The 14,274-nt window shown below is 67.9% G+C and carries 15 protein-coding genes; 10 read left to right on the top strand and 5 right to left on the bottom strand.

All coding sequences use genetic code 11. The annotated features are described in order from the left end of the window. The first annotated feature begins 128 nt into the window (after positions 1 to 128). Together OOZ63_RS09315 and OOZ63_RS09320 are read left to right on the top strand one after the other, a co-directional pair. Positions 129 to 2,165: an acetoacetate--CoA ligase gene (locus OOZ63_RS09315; protein ID WP_266005163.1), complete on the top strand. Its 2,037-nt coding sequence runs from the start codon at positions 129 to 131 to the stop codon at positions 2,163 to 2,165. A 121-nt stretch (positions 2,166 to 2,286) separates the two neighbouring features. Continuing rightward, positions 2,287 to 4,554 carry a diguanylate cyclase domain-containing protein gene (locus tag OOZ63_RS09320; protein ID WP_266005164.1) on the top strand — a complete coding sequence of 756 codons (2,268 nt, stop codon included), beginning with the start codon at positions 2,287 to 2,289 and terminating at the stop codon, positions 4,552 to 4,554. A 7-nt stretch (positions 4,555 to 4,561) separates the two neighbouring features. Here OOZ63_RS09320 and OOZ63_RS09325 read toward each other — a convergent pair whose 3' ends face one another. After that, on the bottom strand, positions 4,562 to 5,494 hold the full coding sequence (locus OOZ63_RS09325; RefSeq protein WP_266005165.1) for a carbohydrate kinase family protein: 933 nt from the start codon (positions 5,492 to 5,494) through the stop codon (positions 4,562 to 4,564). A 56-nt stretch (positions 5,495 to 5,550) separates the two neighbouring features. Beyond that, a complete protein-coding gene (locus OOZ63_RS09330; protein WP_266005166.1) occupies positions 5,551 to 6,297 on the bottom strand; it encodes a TOBE domain-containing protein in 747 nt (248 codons plus the stop codon). Between the two features lie 61 nt (positions 6,298 to 6,358). Here OOZ63_RS09330 and modA point away from each other — a divergent pair, with 61 nt between their 5' ends. From modA to modC, 3 genes are read left to right on the top strand one after another with little or no spacing between them, the layout of a single operon-like run. Next, complete coding sequence (gene modA / locus OOZ63_RS09335; RefSeq protein WP_266005167.1) at positions 6,359 to 7,108, top strand: molybdate ABC transporter substrate-binding protein; 750 nt, start codon at positions 6,359 to 6,361, stop codon at positions 7,106 to 7,108. Between the two features lie 12 nt (positions 7,109 to 7,120). Further along, positions 7,121 to 7,798: a molybdate ABC transporter permease subunit gene (gene modB, locus OOZ63_RS09340; protein WP_266005168.1), complete on the top strand. Its 678-nt coding sequence runs from the start codon at positions 7,121 to 7,123 to the stop codon at positions 7,796 to 7,798. Beyond that, on the top strand, positions 7,795 to 8,877 hold the full coding sequence (gene modC / locus OOZ63_RS09345; protein ID WP_266005169.1) for a molybdenum ABC transporter ATP-binding protein: 1,083 nt from the start codon (positions 7,795 to 7,797) through the stop codon (positions 8,875 to 8,877). The genes modB and modC overlap by 4 nt, the downstream gene beginning before the upstream one ends. Here modC and OOZ63_RS09350 read toward each other — a convergent pair. Beyond that, on the bottom strand, positions 8,852 to 9,151 hold the full coding sequence (locus OOZ63_RS09350; protein ID WP_266005170.1) for a hypothetical protein: 300 nt from the start codon (positions 9,149 to 9,151) through the stop codon (positions 8,852 to 8,854). The genes modC and OOZ63_RS09350 overlap by 26 nt on opposite strands. Positions 9,152 to 9,360: 209 nt before the next feature. Here OOZ63_RS09350 and OOZ63_RS09355 point away from each other — a divergent pair, with 209 nt between their 5' ends. The 4 genes from OOZ63_RS09355 (at position 9,361) to OOZ63_RS09370 (ending at position 11,894) form a co-directional block, all read left to right on the top strand. Beyond that, entirely contained in the window at positions 9,361 to 9,582 is a 222-nt protein-coding gene (locus OOZ63_RS09355; protein ID WP_266005171.1) for a hypothetical protein, read from the top strand. A 112-nt stretch (positions 9,583 to 9,694) separates the two neighbouring features. Further along, complete coding sequence (locus tag OOZ63_RS09360; RefSeq protein ID WP_266005172.1) at positions 9,695 to 10,042, top strand: hypothetical protein; 348 nt, start codon at positions 9,695 to 9,697, stop codon at positions 10,040 to 10,042. Between the two features lie 90 nt (positions 10,043 to 10,132). Next, positions 10,133 to 11,446 carry a hemolysin family protein gene (locus OOZ63_RS09365; protein ID WP_266005173.1) on the top strand — a complete coding sequence of 438 codons (1,314 nt, stop codon included), beginning with the start codon at positions 10,133 to 10,135 and terminating at the stop codon, positions 11,444 to 11,446. After that, complete coding sequence (locus tag OOZ63_RS09370) at positions 11,430 to 11,894, top strand: hypothetical protein (RefSeq protein WP_266005174.1); 465 nt, start codon at positions 11,430 to 11,432, stop codon at positions 11,892 to 11,894. The genes OOZ63_RS09365 and OOZ63_RS09370 overlap by 17 nt, the downstream gene beginning before the upstream one ends. Before the next feature lie 25 nt (positions 11,895 to 11,919). On the opposite strand, the gene OOZ63_RS09375 is transcribed toward OOZ63_RS09370, so the two are convergent. Then, a complete protein-coding gene (locus OOZ63_RS09375; protein WP_266005175.1) occupies positions 11,920 to 12,348 on the bottom strand; it encodes a thioredoxin family protein in 429 nt (142 codons plus the stop codon). A 165-nt stretch (positions 12,349 to 12,513) separates the two neighbouring features. On the opposite strand from OOZ63_RS09375, the gene OOZ63_RS09380 reads away from it, so the two are divergent. Beyond that, positions 12,514 to 13,302, top strand: coding sequence for a plasmid replication/partition related protein (locus OOZ63_RS09380; RefSeq protein WP_266005176.1), 789 nt, complete (start codon positions 12,514 to 12,516; stop codon positions 13,300 to 13,302). A 15-nt stretch (positions 13,303 to 13,317) separates the two neighbouring features. Here OOZ63_RS09380 and OOZ63_RS09385 read toward each other — a convergent pair whose 3' ends face one another. Continuing rightward, positions 13,318 to 14,241, bottom strand: a complete 924-nt coding sequence (locus OOZ63_RS09385; protein WP_266005177.1) for a LysR family transcriptional regulator — start codon at positions 14,239 to 14,241, stop codon at positions 13,318 to 13,320. Between the last annotated feature and the right edge of the window lie 33 nt (positions 14,242 to 14,274).

Here is a 14,274-nt window from a genome sequence, read left to right on the forward strand (position 1 = left end):
AGCGAGAGCCGCATGCTGGAGAGGCTTTGTGGCTGCGGCGTGACGGCGCCGTGACAGTCGCGCCGCTTCGTGCAGGGCTTGGCACCTGCATGACACCGGCTGCGCGACTGAAGAGGCATCATCGACCCATGCACACGCACGACAGCCCAAGCTCCGAGCCCCAGATCCGCCGCTACGAGCGATTTCTGCGCGAGTCGCGCGGCCTGGCCTTCGAGCGCTACGAGGACCTGTGGCAATGGTCCATCACCGAGCTCGATGCCTTCTGGCTGAGCCTGTGGGAATTCTTCGAGCTGCGCTCGACGGCGCCGTTCGAGCGCGCCCTGCTCGATGACCGCATGCCCGGCGCGCGCTGGTTCGAGGGAGCCACGCTGAACCTGGCGGACCAGGCGCTGCGCCATGCCCAGATCAGCACTGAGCGGCCGGCCATCGTCTGGAGCACAGAGGCCATGCTGTCGCGCGGCGAAGTGGCCGAGCTCAGCTGGCCCGAACTGCGCAGCCAGGTTGGTGCCTTCGCGGCGGCGCTGCGCGCGCTGGGCGTGCAGCGTGGCGATCGGGTCGTCGCCTATATGCCCAATATCCCACAGACCGCCATCGCCTTTCTGGCCGCAGCCAGCCTCGGCGCGGTCTGGTCGGTCTGTTCGCCGGACATGGGAGCGATGGCGGTGCTGGACCGCTTCCGTCAGATCGAGCCCACCGTGCTGGTTGCCGTGGACGGCTACGTCTATGGCGGCCAGGCGGTCGACCGCCGAGCGCTGCTGGGCGAGCTGCGCGCCGGGCTGCCCAGCCTGCAGCAACTGGTGCTGCTGCCCTGGCTGGACCCGCAGGCGGACACGACCGCGTTTGGCGCGCTGAACTTCAACACGCTGCTCTCACGCAAGGACCTGGCCCCGGTGGCGCCCGAACCTCTGCCCTTTGATCATCCCTTATGGATCGTCTATTCCAGCGGCACCACCGGCCTGCCCAAGCCCATCGTGCACGGCCATGGCGGCATCGTCCTGGAGGCGCTCAAGGGCGGGGTGCTGCACAACGACCTGCGGCCCGAGGACCGCTTTCACTGGTACAGCTCGACCGGCTGGATCATGTGGAACTGCCAGGTCAATGCGCTGCTGGGCGGCACGACGATCTGCCTGTTCGACGGCAGTCCGGGCGGCCCGCGAGAACGGCCGGACTGGGGCACGCTTTGGCGCTTCGCGGCGCTGGCCAAGGTCAGCTGGTTCGGCGCGGGCGCGGCCTTCTACGCCAGCTGCCTGAAGGCTGATGTGCGGCCGCCGGAGGTCGGCGATCTGAGGGCGCTGCGCGCGGTCGGTGCCACCGGCAGCCCGCTGGCCGACGAGAGCTATGACTGGATCTGGCAACGCCTGCCCAAGGTCGACGGGCTGCCGATCTGGATCGCCTGCATCTGCGGCGGCACCGACTTCGCCGGCGCCTTCCTGGCCGGCCTGCCGACGCTGCCACTGCGGCGCGGCCAGATGCAATGCCGCTGCCTGGGCGCCGCGGTCTACGCCTATGGCGAGCCCGATGCGAACGGTCGAGGCCAGGCCTTGAGCGATGCGGTCGGCGAGCTCGTCTGTACTCGGCCTATGCCGTCGATGCCGCTGCGCTTCTGGGGTGATGCCGACGGTAGCCGCTACCGTGAGAGCTACTTCGAGATGTACCGCGGCCCCGAGGGCGAGGGGATCTGGCGCCACGGAGACTGGCTGCGTATCACGCCCGAGGGCGGCGCCATCATCTACGGCCGATCCGATGCAACGATCAACCGCCACGGCATACGCATGGGCACGGCCGAGCTCTACCGCGCGGTGGAGAAGTTCCCCGAAGTGCTGGACAGCTTGGTGGTGGACCTCGAATACCTGGGGCGCGACAGCTATATGCCGCTGTTCCTCGTGCTGCGCGAGGGCTTGACCCTCGATGAGGCGCTGACGCAGCGGCTACGAGAAGCGATCAGGAGCGCCTTGTCAGCCCGCCATCTGCCCAACGAGATTTGGCAGGTGGCGGCGATCCCGCGCACCCTGTCGGGCAAAAAAATGGAGCTGCCAGTCAAAAAACTTCTGCTGGGTGCGGCGCCCGAGACGGTATTCAAGCGCGATGCGATGGCCAATGCCGGCTGTGTCGACTGGTTCTGCGACTTCGCCGCGCGGCGCCGGGGCTCGCTCCCCCCCATCTAGGCTGTTGCCCGAACTTCACGGCGCTCAGGCGCCGGCGTATGCTAATTGCACAAATCAGGCTGTCGTACTCTTTCGCCAAGCCTGCATCGCCAGGGATGCAACGCCAGCAGCAGGAGCGCTCATGCGCTTGCCATCCCCGGCCCGGTCCGTCAGCAAGCTTGATTTGCTCATCTGGGCCTTGCCGGCCCTGGGCCTGGCCATCATGGCCGCGCTCTGGTGGATGGTGCTGCAGACGTTGGACGGCGAGCGCGCGCTGGTCGAGCGCGAGATCGAGCAGCGCGGCAGCGGGCTGAACCAGACCTTCTCGGAACACACGCGGCGCAGCTTGCAGCAGATCGACCAGATCACCGCCTTTGTCGCCAGCGATCTGGAGAGCGGCCTGGGCCGCAGCACAGAGCGCGCCGCGGCCGAAGCCGGACTGGCCCGACTGCTCAGGCTGGGACTGGACGATCTGCCGGGCGTCAAATCGCTCTATATCGCCGATGCCCAGGGCCGGCTGCTGAGCAGCTCGCAGCCGCCGGGCGAGATCGCGGCCCGTCCGCACTTCCTGGTGCACCGGGAGGGCCAGCGCCGGGGCCTGCATATCGGCACGCCCGAGCAGATCGCCGGCGACCCCTCGTGGCGCCTTCATCTGACTCGGCGGCTGCAGCGTGCAGACGGTGGCTTTGCCGGCATCGTCGGCGTTGTGATGGACCCTTATTACTTTACCGACTTCTACCGCGCCAGTCAGTTCGGCGACCACGGAGTCGTGGGCCTGCTCGGCCAGGACTGGGTGCTGCGGGCGCGGCGCTCGGGTGAGCGAGTCTGGTTCGGCGAGGTCTCCGGCAGGGGCAGCCTGATCCATCAGTTGGCGCGCTGGCCCCAGGGCAGCTACCTTGCCACCAGCCGGCTCGACGGTGTGCACCGCCGCATGACCTACCAGACGCTGGAGGAGTACCAAATGGTGGTCTTCACCGGCCTGAGCCTGCCCGAGGCTCTGGCGCCCTACCAAGCGCGGCGCGCCGCCGCGCTGCGCGGCACTGGGCTGGCCAGCCTTGCCCTGATGCTGGCCTTCGGCGGCCTGAGCTTCGCGGCCATCACGCTGCGGCGCAGCCAGTCCTCGCGCGAGCGGGCGCGCGCCCAGTTCGAAGCGGCCTCGAATGCTAGCTTGGACGCTTTCTGGATCCTGCGCGCCGAGCGTGCCGCCGACGGCCGCCTGCTCGACTTCCGCTTCACCCACTGCAATGACCGCGGTGCAGAGCTGCTGCGTCGGCCCAAGGAGCAGATTCTCTGGCACACCCGCGCCGAGGTATTCAAGACCGCTCGCGACCCGCGATTTTTCGAGATGTATGCCAAGGTGCTGGAAAGCGGCCAGCCGCTACGCAATGAGTTCGTCATCGAGACGCCGCCAGCCGCGGGCCTGGTGCTGCAGCACCAGGTGGTGCCGGTAGGCGACGGCGTGGCCATCACCAGCCGCGATGTGACGGCAGAGCGCCGCCGCGAACAGGCCATGCTGGACACGCAGGAGGCCTTGAGCGCGGCCCAAAAGCGCCTGCACGACATCACCGACCACTTGCCAGTGCTGATTGGCTATCTCGACGCGCAGGAGCGCCTGCTTTTCGTCAACGCCACCTTCAAGGACTGGCTGGGTATCGCGCCCGGCGCGGCGATGGGGCGGCCGCTTCGCGAGGTGATCGGCGAGACGCTGTATGCGCAGCGAGCGCCCTGGCTGCGCCGCGCGCTGGCCGGCGAGGCGGTCAGCTTCGAGCTGCAGTCCGACACGCTGGGGGTGAGCCGCTCGCTGAAAAACGAGTACCTGCCGGACATCGCCTCCTCCGGCGTTGTGCAAGGCCTCTATACGCTCAGCCAGGATGTCTCGGCACTGAAATCGGTTCAGCGCGAGCTGCAGCTGCTGGCCCGGCACGACAGCCTGACCGGCCTGCCGAACCGCCATCACTTCGACGAACTGCTGGGCCAGGCGTTGCGGCGTGCCCAGCGTGGGGGTAGCGCACTGGCACTGCTTTTCCTGGACATCGACCGATTCAAGTCCATCAACGACGGCCTGGGCCACGCGATGGGCGACGCGGTGTTGCAGGAATTCGCGCGCCGCTTGCAGCGCAGCGTGCGCAGCACCGACACGGTGGCGCGGCTAGCCGGCGACGAATTCGTCATCATCCTTGAAGGCTTGGGCAGCGATGCCGAGCCGACCACCGTAGCTGCCAAAATCGTCGAGGTAATGGGCCCGCCGTTCGAGCTTCAAGGCCAGCAGCTCCAGGTCTCAACCAGTATCGGCCTGGCCCAGCACCAGGGCGGAACTATCACGGCGGCCGAGCTGCTGGCGCGCGCCGATGCCGCGCTCTACGAGGCCAAGGCGGCCGGGCGCAACACTTTCCGGCAAGCGAGCCGCTGAGCGCAGTCTAGACCGGCAGTTCGGCGCGGCGCGGCAGATCGGCGCCGCGGCGCGAGCAGGTAATGGCGGCCGCCCGCGCAGCGAAGGACAGGGCCTCGCCCAGCGCCGGCCGTGACAGCGCCGCCAGCGCGCCAGCCGATAGCGCCGCGTGCTCGGCCATCCAAGTCAGCAGCGCGGCCTGGAAGGTATCGCCAGCGCCTACCGTGTCTATCACTGCGACGTCAACCGGCGCGGCCTCGACCCGGCCAGCCCCACTCCAGGCCACGGCCCCCTGCGCGCCCCGCGTCAACACCACGCAGCCCACTCCACAGGCAAGCGCAGCGGCCGCGAAGTCTGCCGGCACCCGCCCCGGATAGACCAGGCCCAGATCTTCCTCGCTGAGCTTGAGCACATCAGTGCGCGGCAGCATCCACTCGATCTGCGCGCGCCAGACCGCCAAGTCCGGCTCGACATTCAGACGGACATTCGGGTCGTAGGCGATCAGACTGCGGCCCCGCGCACGCTCGACCAGGGTGCGCAGCGTCGCTGCGCCGGGGCCCACGACACTGGCATAGGAGCCAAGATGGATCACGCTCGCACCAGCAGCCGGCAGCGCGTCCAGTGCGTCCGGGCTCAGCAGGCGGTCGGCGCCGCCCTGGCCATAGAAGGTGTAAGCGGGCAAGCCCTGGGCGTCGAAGCCGACCAGGCTCAGCGTGGTCGGCGCGCCGGCGCGCTGCACCGCACGGGTGTCGACACCCTCGGCCTGCAGCACGCGCATCAGCCGCTCGCCGAGAAAGTCCTTCGAGATCTGGGTCAGCATGCAGACCGGCTGACCCAGCCGTGCCAGCCCCACCGCCACATTGAACGGCGAGCCGCCGACACGCCCATCCAGCAGCAGACCGGTGGGCGTCTCACCGGCCGCGAACACATCAAAAATCGCTTCGCCGCAAACCACGAACATGCTTTTCCTCGAATTCTTGAAAGACTCAGATCCTGAGCGCCAACACCGCGTCTGCCTCAACCGGGCAGCGCGATCACGACGCCGGCCTCGTCGACCGCTGCCTGCGCGGCCCGGCCCGGCTCCAGCCCGTGGCCGGCCGCTGCGAAGCCGACCAGGCTGATGCCGCCGGCCAGCTGCAGCACGACCTCACCGGCCGCACGCGAGCGGCGCAGCACCGTGCCCGGCAGCAGATTGCGCGCCGGGCCGGTCTCGATCTGCGCCGCCATCTGCACCGCCGTAGCCTTGCACAGAGCCAGCACCGGCAGACCGCGCGCCAGCCCCAGCAGCTGGGCGCTTTCGCGCGTGATGCGCGAGAACAGCCGCCCGCCTTGGGGCAGGGCCAACTCCACCCTCAGCAGCCCCTGCTGTGCCCGCAGCGCTGTGACGCAGCAGGGGAACTGGTTGCGCATGCTGGTGCGCACGCCGGTGCCGGCCACTGTGCCACCCTGGGCGAGCAGGGCCAGCACCTCGGCGCGCGAGCGGCTCAGCGCAGCCTCGGCCGCCAGCACCCGCTCGCCCTCGGCGGTCAGCCGCGCGCCGCCGCCGCCCGCGCCGCCGACCAGCTTTTCGACCATGGGCGTGCCGGCCAAATTACTCAGGGTCTCGATGGCCTGCCAGGCCGCCTTGTAGCTGACGCCGGCCTCGCGGGCCGCCTGCGAAATCGAACCGACCGCGCCGACACGGCGCAGGATGTCAATGCGCTTGTCGCCGGCCTGATGCCGCAGGACCTCGCTCAGGTTGGAGTGGGCATCATTTCTCTTCATACGCGCATCCTAACCATCGGCCTATACTGGCGCTATTCTTGTTCGGAATAGCGAGGTTGCCGTGATTCGTTTCTCCGCCCTGGTGCTGCTGACCGCAGTGCTTCTCGGCAGAGCTCATGCGGCCGAGGTGCAGGTGGCCGTTGCCGCCAATTTCAGCGCGCCAATGCTCAAGATCGTCCAGGCCTTTGAGCAGGACAGCGGACACAAGGCCAAGCTGGCCTTCGGCTCGACCGGCAAGTTCTACGCCCAGATCAAGAACGGCGCTCCATTCCATCTGCTGCTGGCCGCCGACGTCACGACGCCGCAGCGCTTGGTGGCCGAGGGCCTGGGTCTGGCCGACAGCCGCTTCAGCTACGCGACCGGCCGGCTGGTGTTGTGGAGCAAGCAGCCTGGCTTGGTGGATGCCCAGGGCGCGGTGCTGACAAAGGCAGGTGCCTTCGAACGCATCGCGCTGGCCGACCCCAAGCTGGCGCCCTATGGCGCAGCCGCCGTCCAGGCCCTGGGCAAGCTGGACCTGCTGGAAGCGCTGATGCCGAAGTTCGTGCAGGGCGAGAGCATCGCCCAGACCTATCAGTTCATCGCCACCGAGAACGCGGCACTGGGTTTTGTCGCGTTGAGCCAAGTGCAAGTGGACGGGCGCATCGCCCAAGGCTCGGCCTGGATCGTGCCGGCCACCCTGCACGATCCGATACGCCAGGACGCGCTGCTGCTCAAAGCAGGACTCGGCAATCCGGCCGCTACGGCACTGCTGCAGTACCTGCGCAGCGATAAGTCCCGCGCCATCATCCGCGCCCACGGCTACGAGCTGTAAGGGGCCGCAGCAATGCCGCTCGACTCCGCCGCCTGGCAGGCAATCGCTTTGACCCTGAAGCTGGCCGGCCTGACCACCGTTTTGCTGCTGTTGCTGGCCACGCCGCTGGCCTGGTGGCTGGCACAGACGCGCTCGCGCTGGCGGGCGCCAGTCGCCGCGCTGGTGACCCTGCCACTGGTGCTCCCGCCAACCGTGCTCGGCTTTTATCTGCTGGTGCTGATGGGACCGAGCGGCCCGCTGGGCCGGCTGACGCTAGCACTGGGCTGGGGCACGCTGCCCTTCACCTTCAGCGGTCTGCTGATCGGCTCCATCCTGTTTTCCCTGCCCTTCGCGGTTCAGCCGATTCAGCATGCCTTCGAGGCCATCGGGTCGCGAGCGATGGAGGCGGCAGCGACCTTGCGTGCCCGCCCGCTCGATGCCTTCTTCACAGTCGCCCTGCCGCTGGCCCGGCCGGGTTTGGTCACTGCGACCATCCTGAGCTTTGCGCACACGGTTGGCGAGTTCGGCGTGGTGCTGATGATGGGCGGCAATATCCCGGGACAGACCCGTGTGGTCTCGACACTGATCTACGGCCATGTCGAGGCGCTGGAGTATGCCCAGGCCCATTGGCTGGCCGGCGGCATGCTGCTGTTCTCCTTCGCCGTGCTGTTGATCCTCGCACTGATGAACAAGCGTCGCTCGCTGCTATGAGCCCGGCCCACCAGATCCGCCTGCGCCTGCCGCGTGCGGCCTTCGAGCTGGCCGTAGACATCGAACTGCCGGCGCGCGGTATCACCGCCCTGTTCGGCGCCTCCGGCTGTGGCAAAACCAGCCTGCTGCGCAGCGTCGCGGGGTTGGAGCGCGGGGCCCTCGGCCTGGTGCGGATCGGCGGCGAGTGCTGGCAGGACGATGCGGCCGGGCTGTGCCTGCCCACGTGGCGACGCCCGCTAGGCTATGTATTTCAGGAGGCCAGCCTGTTCGAGCACCTCGATGTGCAGGGCAACCTGCACTACGGCCTGAGGCGCGCCGGCGGGGTACAGGGAGCAAAGGCGCTGCAGCAGGCCATAGCGCTGCTGGACATCGGCGGGCTGCTCAAGCGCTCGACCGTCCAGCTCTCGGGCGGCGAGCGCCAGCGCGTCGCGATCGCCCGCGCGCTGGCCACCGGCCCTCGCCTGCTGCTGCTCGACGAGCCGCTCGCCGCGCTGGACCTGGCCCGCAAGCAGGAGATCCTGCCCTGGCTGGAGCGGCTGCGCGACGAGCTCAGCATCCCTATGCTTTACGTCACCCACGCGGTCGACGAGCTGGCCCGCCTGGCCGACCACATGGTGCTGCTGGACCAGGGCCAGGTCCGTGCTGCGGGCCCGGTGGCCGAGTTGCTGGCCGCGATCGACAACCCGTTGCACCTGGGCGATGACGCGGGCGCGCTGCTCAACGGCACGCTGGCCGAGCGCGACCCACGCTGGCATCTGTGCCGCGTCGCCTTTGATGGCGGCAGCCTGTGGCTCAGCGACAGCGGTCTGACCCCGGGTCAGCCGCTGCGGCTGCGAGTGTTGGCGCGCGATGTCAGCGTCGCGACCCAACCGCCACGCCACAGCAGCATCCAGAACCAACTGCCCTGCGTGATCGACAGTATGGCCGAGCACACCCACCCGTCGCAGTTGCTGCTGCGGCTGCGCTGCGGGCCGGCTGTGCTGCTAGCACGCATCACCAAGAAGGCCGCCGACGAGCTGCAGTTGCGGCCCGACTTGCAGGTCTGGGCACAGGTCAAGTCGGTGGCGCTGGTGCGGTAGCAGCGAGGCTCGCGCGCCAAGCATGCCGACTCGCATCGCGCAGCTGTTCGGCCCTCACCGCGTGGGCGCCATCGGCCAGCGCATGGATCAAGGCCTGGGTTGAGGAGGACCAGGGGTAGCTGCACGACAGGCCCATATCGCGATAGACCTCTTGCGGTTGCCCTTCACCAGTTCGATGCACGACCACGGCGGCGAGGAAGCCGCGGCCCTTGCACATCTCCATCGTGCCAGCATAGATCCGATACTGGCCATCGCTGCGATCTTCGAACTGCATACGCACTCCTTGAGAGACCCACCCAGCGCCTGACCACGCCGCATGGACCAGGATCAGTCGATCCATGGCATGGCCCGGTACGCAGATGAGTCCGCGGGCAAACACTGCCGGCATCTGCGCGTTTCGTCTGTGCGTCAGCCAACACAGCATGGCCGCGCTGCTGTGCCGACCGCTGGCGCGCATACTCCAGGCTTGACTTGGAGATGATCATGGCCGTGTCGCAGACCTTCAGACACAAAGACTATGCGCTGGTCTGCAGTGCCGAAATTAACGACAGCGGTCGCTTCGAGCCGGCACTGGTCGTATCCAGGCATGCATGGCCGAGTCGCCCCCGCACGATCTCAGTCCCGCGCGGCGCCCACCCAACCGCCGAAGTCGCGATAGCAGTGGCCCATGCCCAGGGTATCGAATGGATCAGCAACTACGGCTGACGGTCAGCGACAGTCACAATACCGATATCGCACCTTCACCAGGTCCGATCTCTGCGACCGAGCCCGACGGCTATCGCCGACCCCGGCAGCGCTGCTGGCTACAATCGCCCTCATGCCCCGCTGGCTCCGCGCCCTTCTCATTGCCCTGTTGATCCCGGTCTACGGCCTCGCCGCTGTCGGTATCGTCGCTTCCGATGAAGCGAATGCCGGGCAGCTGCGGATCGAGGGGCATCAAAACCCCGAGGCCCTGGGCGACAGCTTCAGCGGCAATGTGGCCGACCTGGCCTTCGAGCTGGGCGATACCTCGGACGATGTCTCCGAAATCCCGCCCCCTGAGAGCCTGCTGACCGCCCCGGCCCCGGCGCCCACGGCGGCACTGAGCGCTGTCGATCCGCGCCCGCCGACCAGCCGCGCGGAGACGCCGCTGCGGCCGCCGAAGACCGACGCGCTGCGCGCCTGAGCGCGCCTTGCCCGCTGGCCGGGCTTTCTGCGCCCCGGCTCGCCGCCGGCGGGCGCACTCATCCGACGTCGACACGGCCCACCCGCTCTCATGGAAATCGCCTTACTATTTGTCCTGATCCTGATCAACGGCCTGTTCGCCATGTCAGAGATCGCCCTGGTCACTGCGCGCAAGGCGCGCATGCAAAAGCTGATCGACGAAGGCGACAAGTCCGCCGCCGCGGCCGTCAAGCTGGGCGAGGATCCGACCCGTTTCATGTCCACCATCCAGATCGGTATCACCTCGATCGGCGTGCTCAACGGCATCGTCGGCGAGGCTGCGCTGGCCGGACCGCTGGCGCTGTGGCTGCAGACGCTTGGCATGCAGCCCGACGTCGCCCGACCCGGTGCCACCGCGCTGGTGGTGGTGCTGATCACCTATTTCTCCATTGTGCTGGGCGAACTCGTGCCCAAGCGCCTAGGCCAGTCGAACCCGGAGGCGGTGGCCCGGCTCGTGGCCACGCCGATCTCGGCACTGGCGATCGCGACCAAGCCCTTTGTGCGCCTGCTGTCGGGCTCGACCAATGCCTTGCTGCGCCTGCTGGGCGTCAAGGCCAGCAGCAGCTTCAATGTGACCGAAGAGGAGATCCATGCGGTGCTGGCCGAGGGCACCAGCGCCGGGGTGATCGAGTCGCACGAGCACACCATGGTGCGCAATGTATTTCGGCTCGACGACCGCCAGATTAGCTCGCTGATGGTGCCGCGCGGCGACGTGGTCTGCCTGGACCTGAATTTGCCGCTGGAGGAAAACCTGGCCCGCATCGAGTCCTCTGACCATGCACGCTTCCCGGTGGTGCGCGAAGGGCTCAATAACATCGTCGGCGTGGTCAATGCCCGCCAGCTGCTGTCGCAGCTGATGCGCGGCGGTGCGCCCAAGCTCGATGAGCATCTGCAGCAGCCGCTCTATGTGCCGGAGACGCTGACCGGCATGGAGTTGCTGGACAACTTCCGTTCCTCGCATGTGCACATGGCCTTTGTCATCGACGAGTACGGCGAAGTACAGGGCCTGGTGACCTTGCAAGATCTGGTGGAGGCCATCACCGGCGAGTTTCAGCCAGGCGATCCGGCCGATTCCTGGGCGGTAAAGCGAGTTGATGGTTCTTGGCTCTTGGACGGACACATCCCAGTGCCCGAATTGAAGGACCGACTGGAACTGGACGAGGTTCCCGAGGAGGAGCGCGGCCGTTATCACACGCTCAGCGGGATGATGATGCTGCTGACAGGTCGACTGCCCAAGGTGGCCGACACGGTGGAGTGGGAGGGCTGGCGCTTTGAGATCGTCGACATGGATGGCAAGACCATAGACAAGGTGCTGGCCAGCCGCGCGGCGCGGGCCGAGGAGCACGACAGTGACCGGCGCACTTAAGAGCTGTTGCACGGCCCTGTCAGTGCTGCTCCTGCTCGGCTGCTCCGAGGGCTACCCGGGCAAAAGCGCGCCGCTGATCAGCCCTTTCGACATGGGCAATGAGCAGCGCCTGTCGGCCCTCAACGAGATCGGTGCCGAGGCCCACCCCCAGAGGCGCTGGAGCTTCGCGCTGAGCAACGGTTGCAGGCTGGAGGTAGGCCACAAACGCAAGAACAGCCGTCGGCTCACCCAGGTCTTCGAGCTGCGGCGCGGCATGGACGTGGACGTCTCGTTCGACGAACCGGACCAAACATTCGACGTTCACCTGCTGGCCAGCGCCGCCGCCGATGCGCCGCGCCTGGGCACCCTGCTGGAGAGCGAGGCTTGGACCGACGCTGTGCAGGCGGATCTGCTGCTGCAGTTGCTGATGCGGGACTGCGGTGCCAGTCCTTCAGCGCTTGCGGACTGAAGGGCGGCAAACGCGATGACGGGGCTTACACCACCCAGTCCCGCTCCAACCACTCGATGATCTGCGGTGCCTGCAGCGCGCCGTTGATACGCTGGCGCTCCTGGCCGTCGCGCAGCAGCACCAGCGCGGGCAGGCCGCGCAGGCCCAGGCGCTGGGCGAGGCGCGGATTTTTGTCGGTGTCGAGCCGGGCGAACACCACCTGGCCCTTCATCTGGCGTGCCGCCAGCGCCAGCTGGGGCGCCATCATGCGGCTGGGCACGCACCAGGCGGCGGTCAGCTCCAACACAATAGGCAGCTCGGTGCCGCTGACCACGGCGTCGAAGTTTGTCTCGCCAAGTTCCACCGATCCACCGTCCAGCAGCGGCCGGGTGCAGTGGTCGCACGCCGGGTTGTACCGGGCACCCGCTTCGTAAACGCGGTTTTTGCTCAGGCAATGAGAGCAGGTGATCAGCATGTGGGAGGACCTCGGACAACTTTGGGGAGCACCCGCTCGAGCGGCGGCATGCCCGAATTTTGCAGGGCCGCCGCCGCCGCAGGGGTTTCAAGACGACCCAAGGCGTAACAGCCTGCTTCGCGAGGACCCTCTAAAATCCGCCCCCCAGCGAACCGACCCGAGCCCATGAACATCATCGTCAACGAAGACCTGCGCGCCTACATCGACCCGCTGACTCCCGAGGAACACGCGGCGCTTGAGCGCAGCATTCTGGCCGAAGGCTGTCGCGACGCGCTGGTGCTGTGGGGCGAGGTGCTGGTCGACGGCCACAACCGCTACGGCATCTGCCGCAAGCACGGCCTGCCTTTCCAGACCGTGCAGAATTCACGCTTCAAGTCCATCGAGGACGTGCATCTGTGGATGATCGACCAGCATCTGGGCCGGCGCAGCGTGTCGGACTTCCAGCGTGGCGTACTGGCCTTGCGAAAGAAGGAACTGGTGGCGCAGCGCCGCGCCCAGATCCTTGCCAGCGAGCCGCTGCCGGCCCCCGCCGACAGCACGGCCCCAGAGCTGCCGCCGGCCGAGGCGCTGAACAGCCGCGAGGCCATCGCCCGGGCGGCCCGCATCAGCAGCAGCCAGGTGGTACAGATCGAGAAGATCCAGAAACAAGCGGCTCCTGAACTTGTCGCCGCCGTCAAGGCCGGCGAGATCTCGATCAATGCGGCCGCCGCGGTGGCCAGCCTGCCGGTCGAGGAACAGGTGGCCGCTGCGGCCGGCGGCAAGGATGAGCTCAAGCAGGCCGCCAAGCGCGTGCGCGAGGCCAGCAAACCCAGCAAGCCCAAGCCTGCGCCGCAAGAGGCCGTGGCGGGCGCCGAGACGGCACCCGCCAGCGAGCTGGAACGCCTGCAGGTCCGTATTGCCGAGCTCGAAGCCGAAAACGCCGCGCTGCGCCGGCAACTGGCCGCGCTGCAGTAAAGAAAGCCAACGGCTTCAGGGTGCATCAGCCAGTCGCTCGGCCAGATCCCCGCCCAGCTGCCGCATGAAAGCCCGCACCCGGGCGGTATCGCGCAGGTCCGGATGGGTCAGCAGCCAGACCGGGATGCTCATGTCGGGCAACACCGCGGAGACGGGCATGAGCTCAGGCTCATGGGCCTCGGCCAGCGTCGGCAGCAGGGCCAGGCCCAGGCCGGTGCGGGCCATCGCGGCGGCCGACTGCATCAGGTCGGCCCGCATCACGATGCGCTCGTCCGCCACATGGCGGCGCAGCCAGCGGTCATAAAAACGCGAGCTGCGGTCGCGCTCATAGCCTATCCAGGGGTAGTCTTGGCACAGCTGCGGCACCGGCGTCTCGGCCTGCGGCAGATCGGCCGCGCCGCGCGCCGCGTAGATGCGCATGCGCATCTCGCCGAGCCGGCGTCCGACCAGGTGCTCGGGCACCTGGGCGCTCATGCGCAGCGCGACATCGGCATCGCGGCGCGACAAGTCGACCAGGGCCGAGCTCTCGCTGATCTCGACGGCGATACCTGGGTGTGCACGCGCGAACGCCGCCAGCGGTCCCGGCAGCAGATAAAGCATCGCGACAAAGGCGGTGCTCAGGCGCAGCTGGCCTTGCAGCGCGGTATCGCGGCCAAGTATGCGGCGCTGCAGCTCGGCCACGCCGGGCGCCATCGCACGCGCCTGGGCCGACATCAGCTCGCCGGCCTCGGTGGGACGGTAGCCCTGGCGGTGGCGCTCAAACAGGCGCGCGCCGAGGCGCTGCTCCAGAGCATCGAGGCGGCGCAGCACCGTGGTGTGCTGCACACCCAGGGCGCGGGCCGCACCAGCCAGCGAGCCGGCTTCGGCAATCGCCAGCGCGTAGCGCAGATCGTCCCAGTTCAAGGATTCGGCGGGATGTTCGGTCGAGGGGGTAGACATGTGCAAATTTGCAAGTTCAGTCTGCACATTCAG

Source organism: Paucibacter sp. PLA-PC-4 (assembly GCF_026241155.1).
GTDB lineage: Bacteria > Pseudomonadota > Gammaproteobacteria > Burkholderiales > Burkholderiaceae_C > Roseateles_E.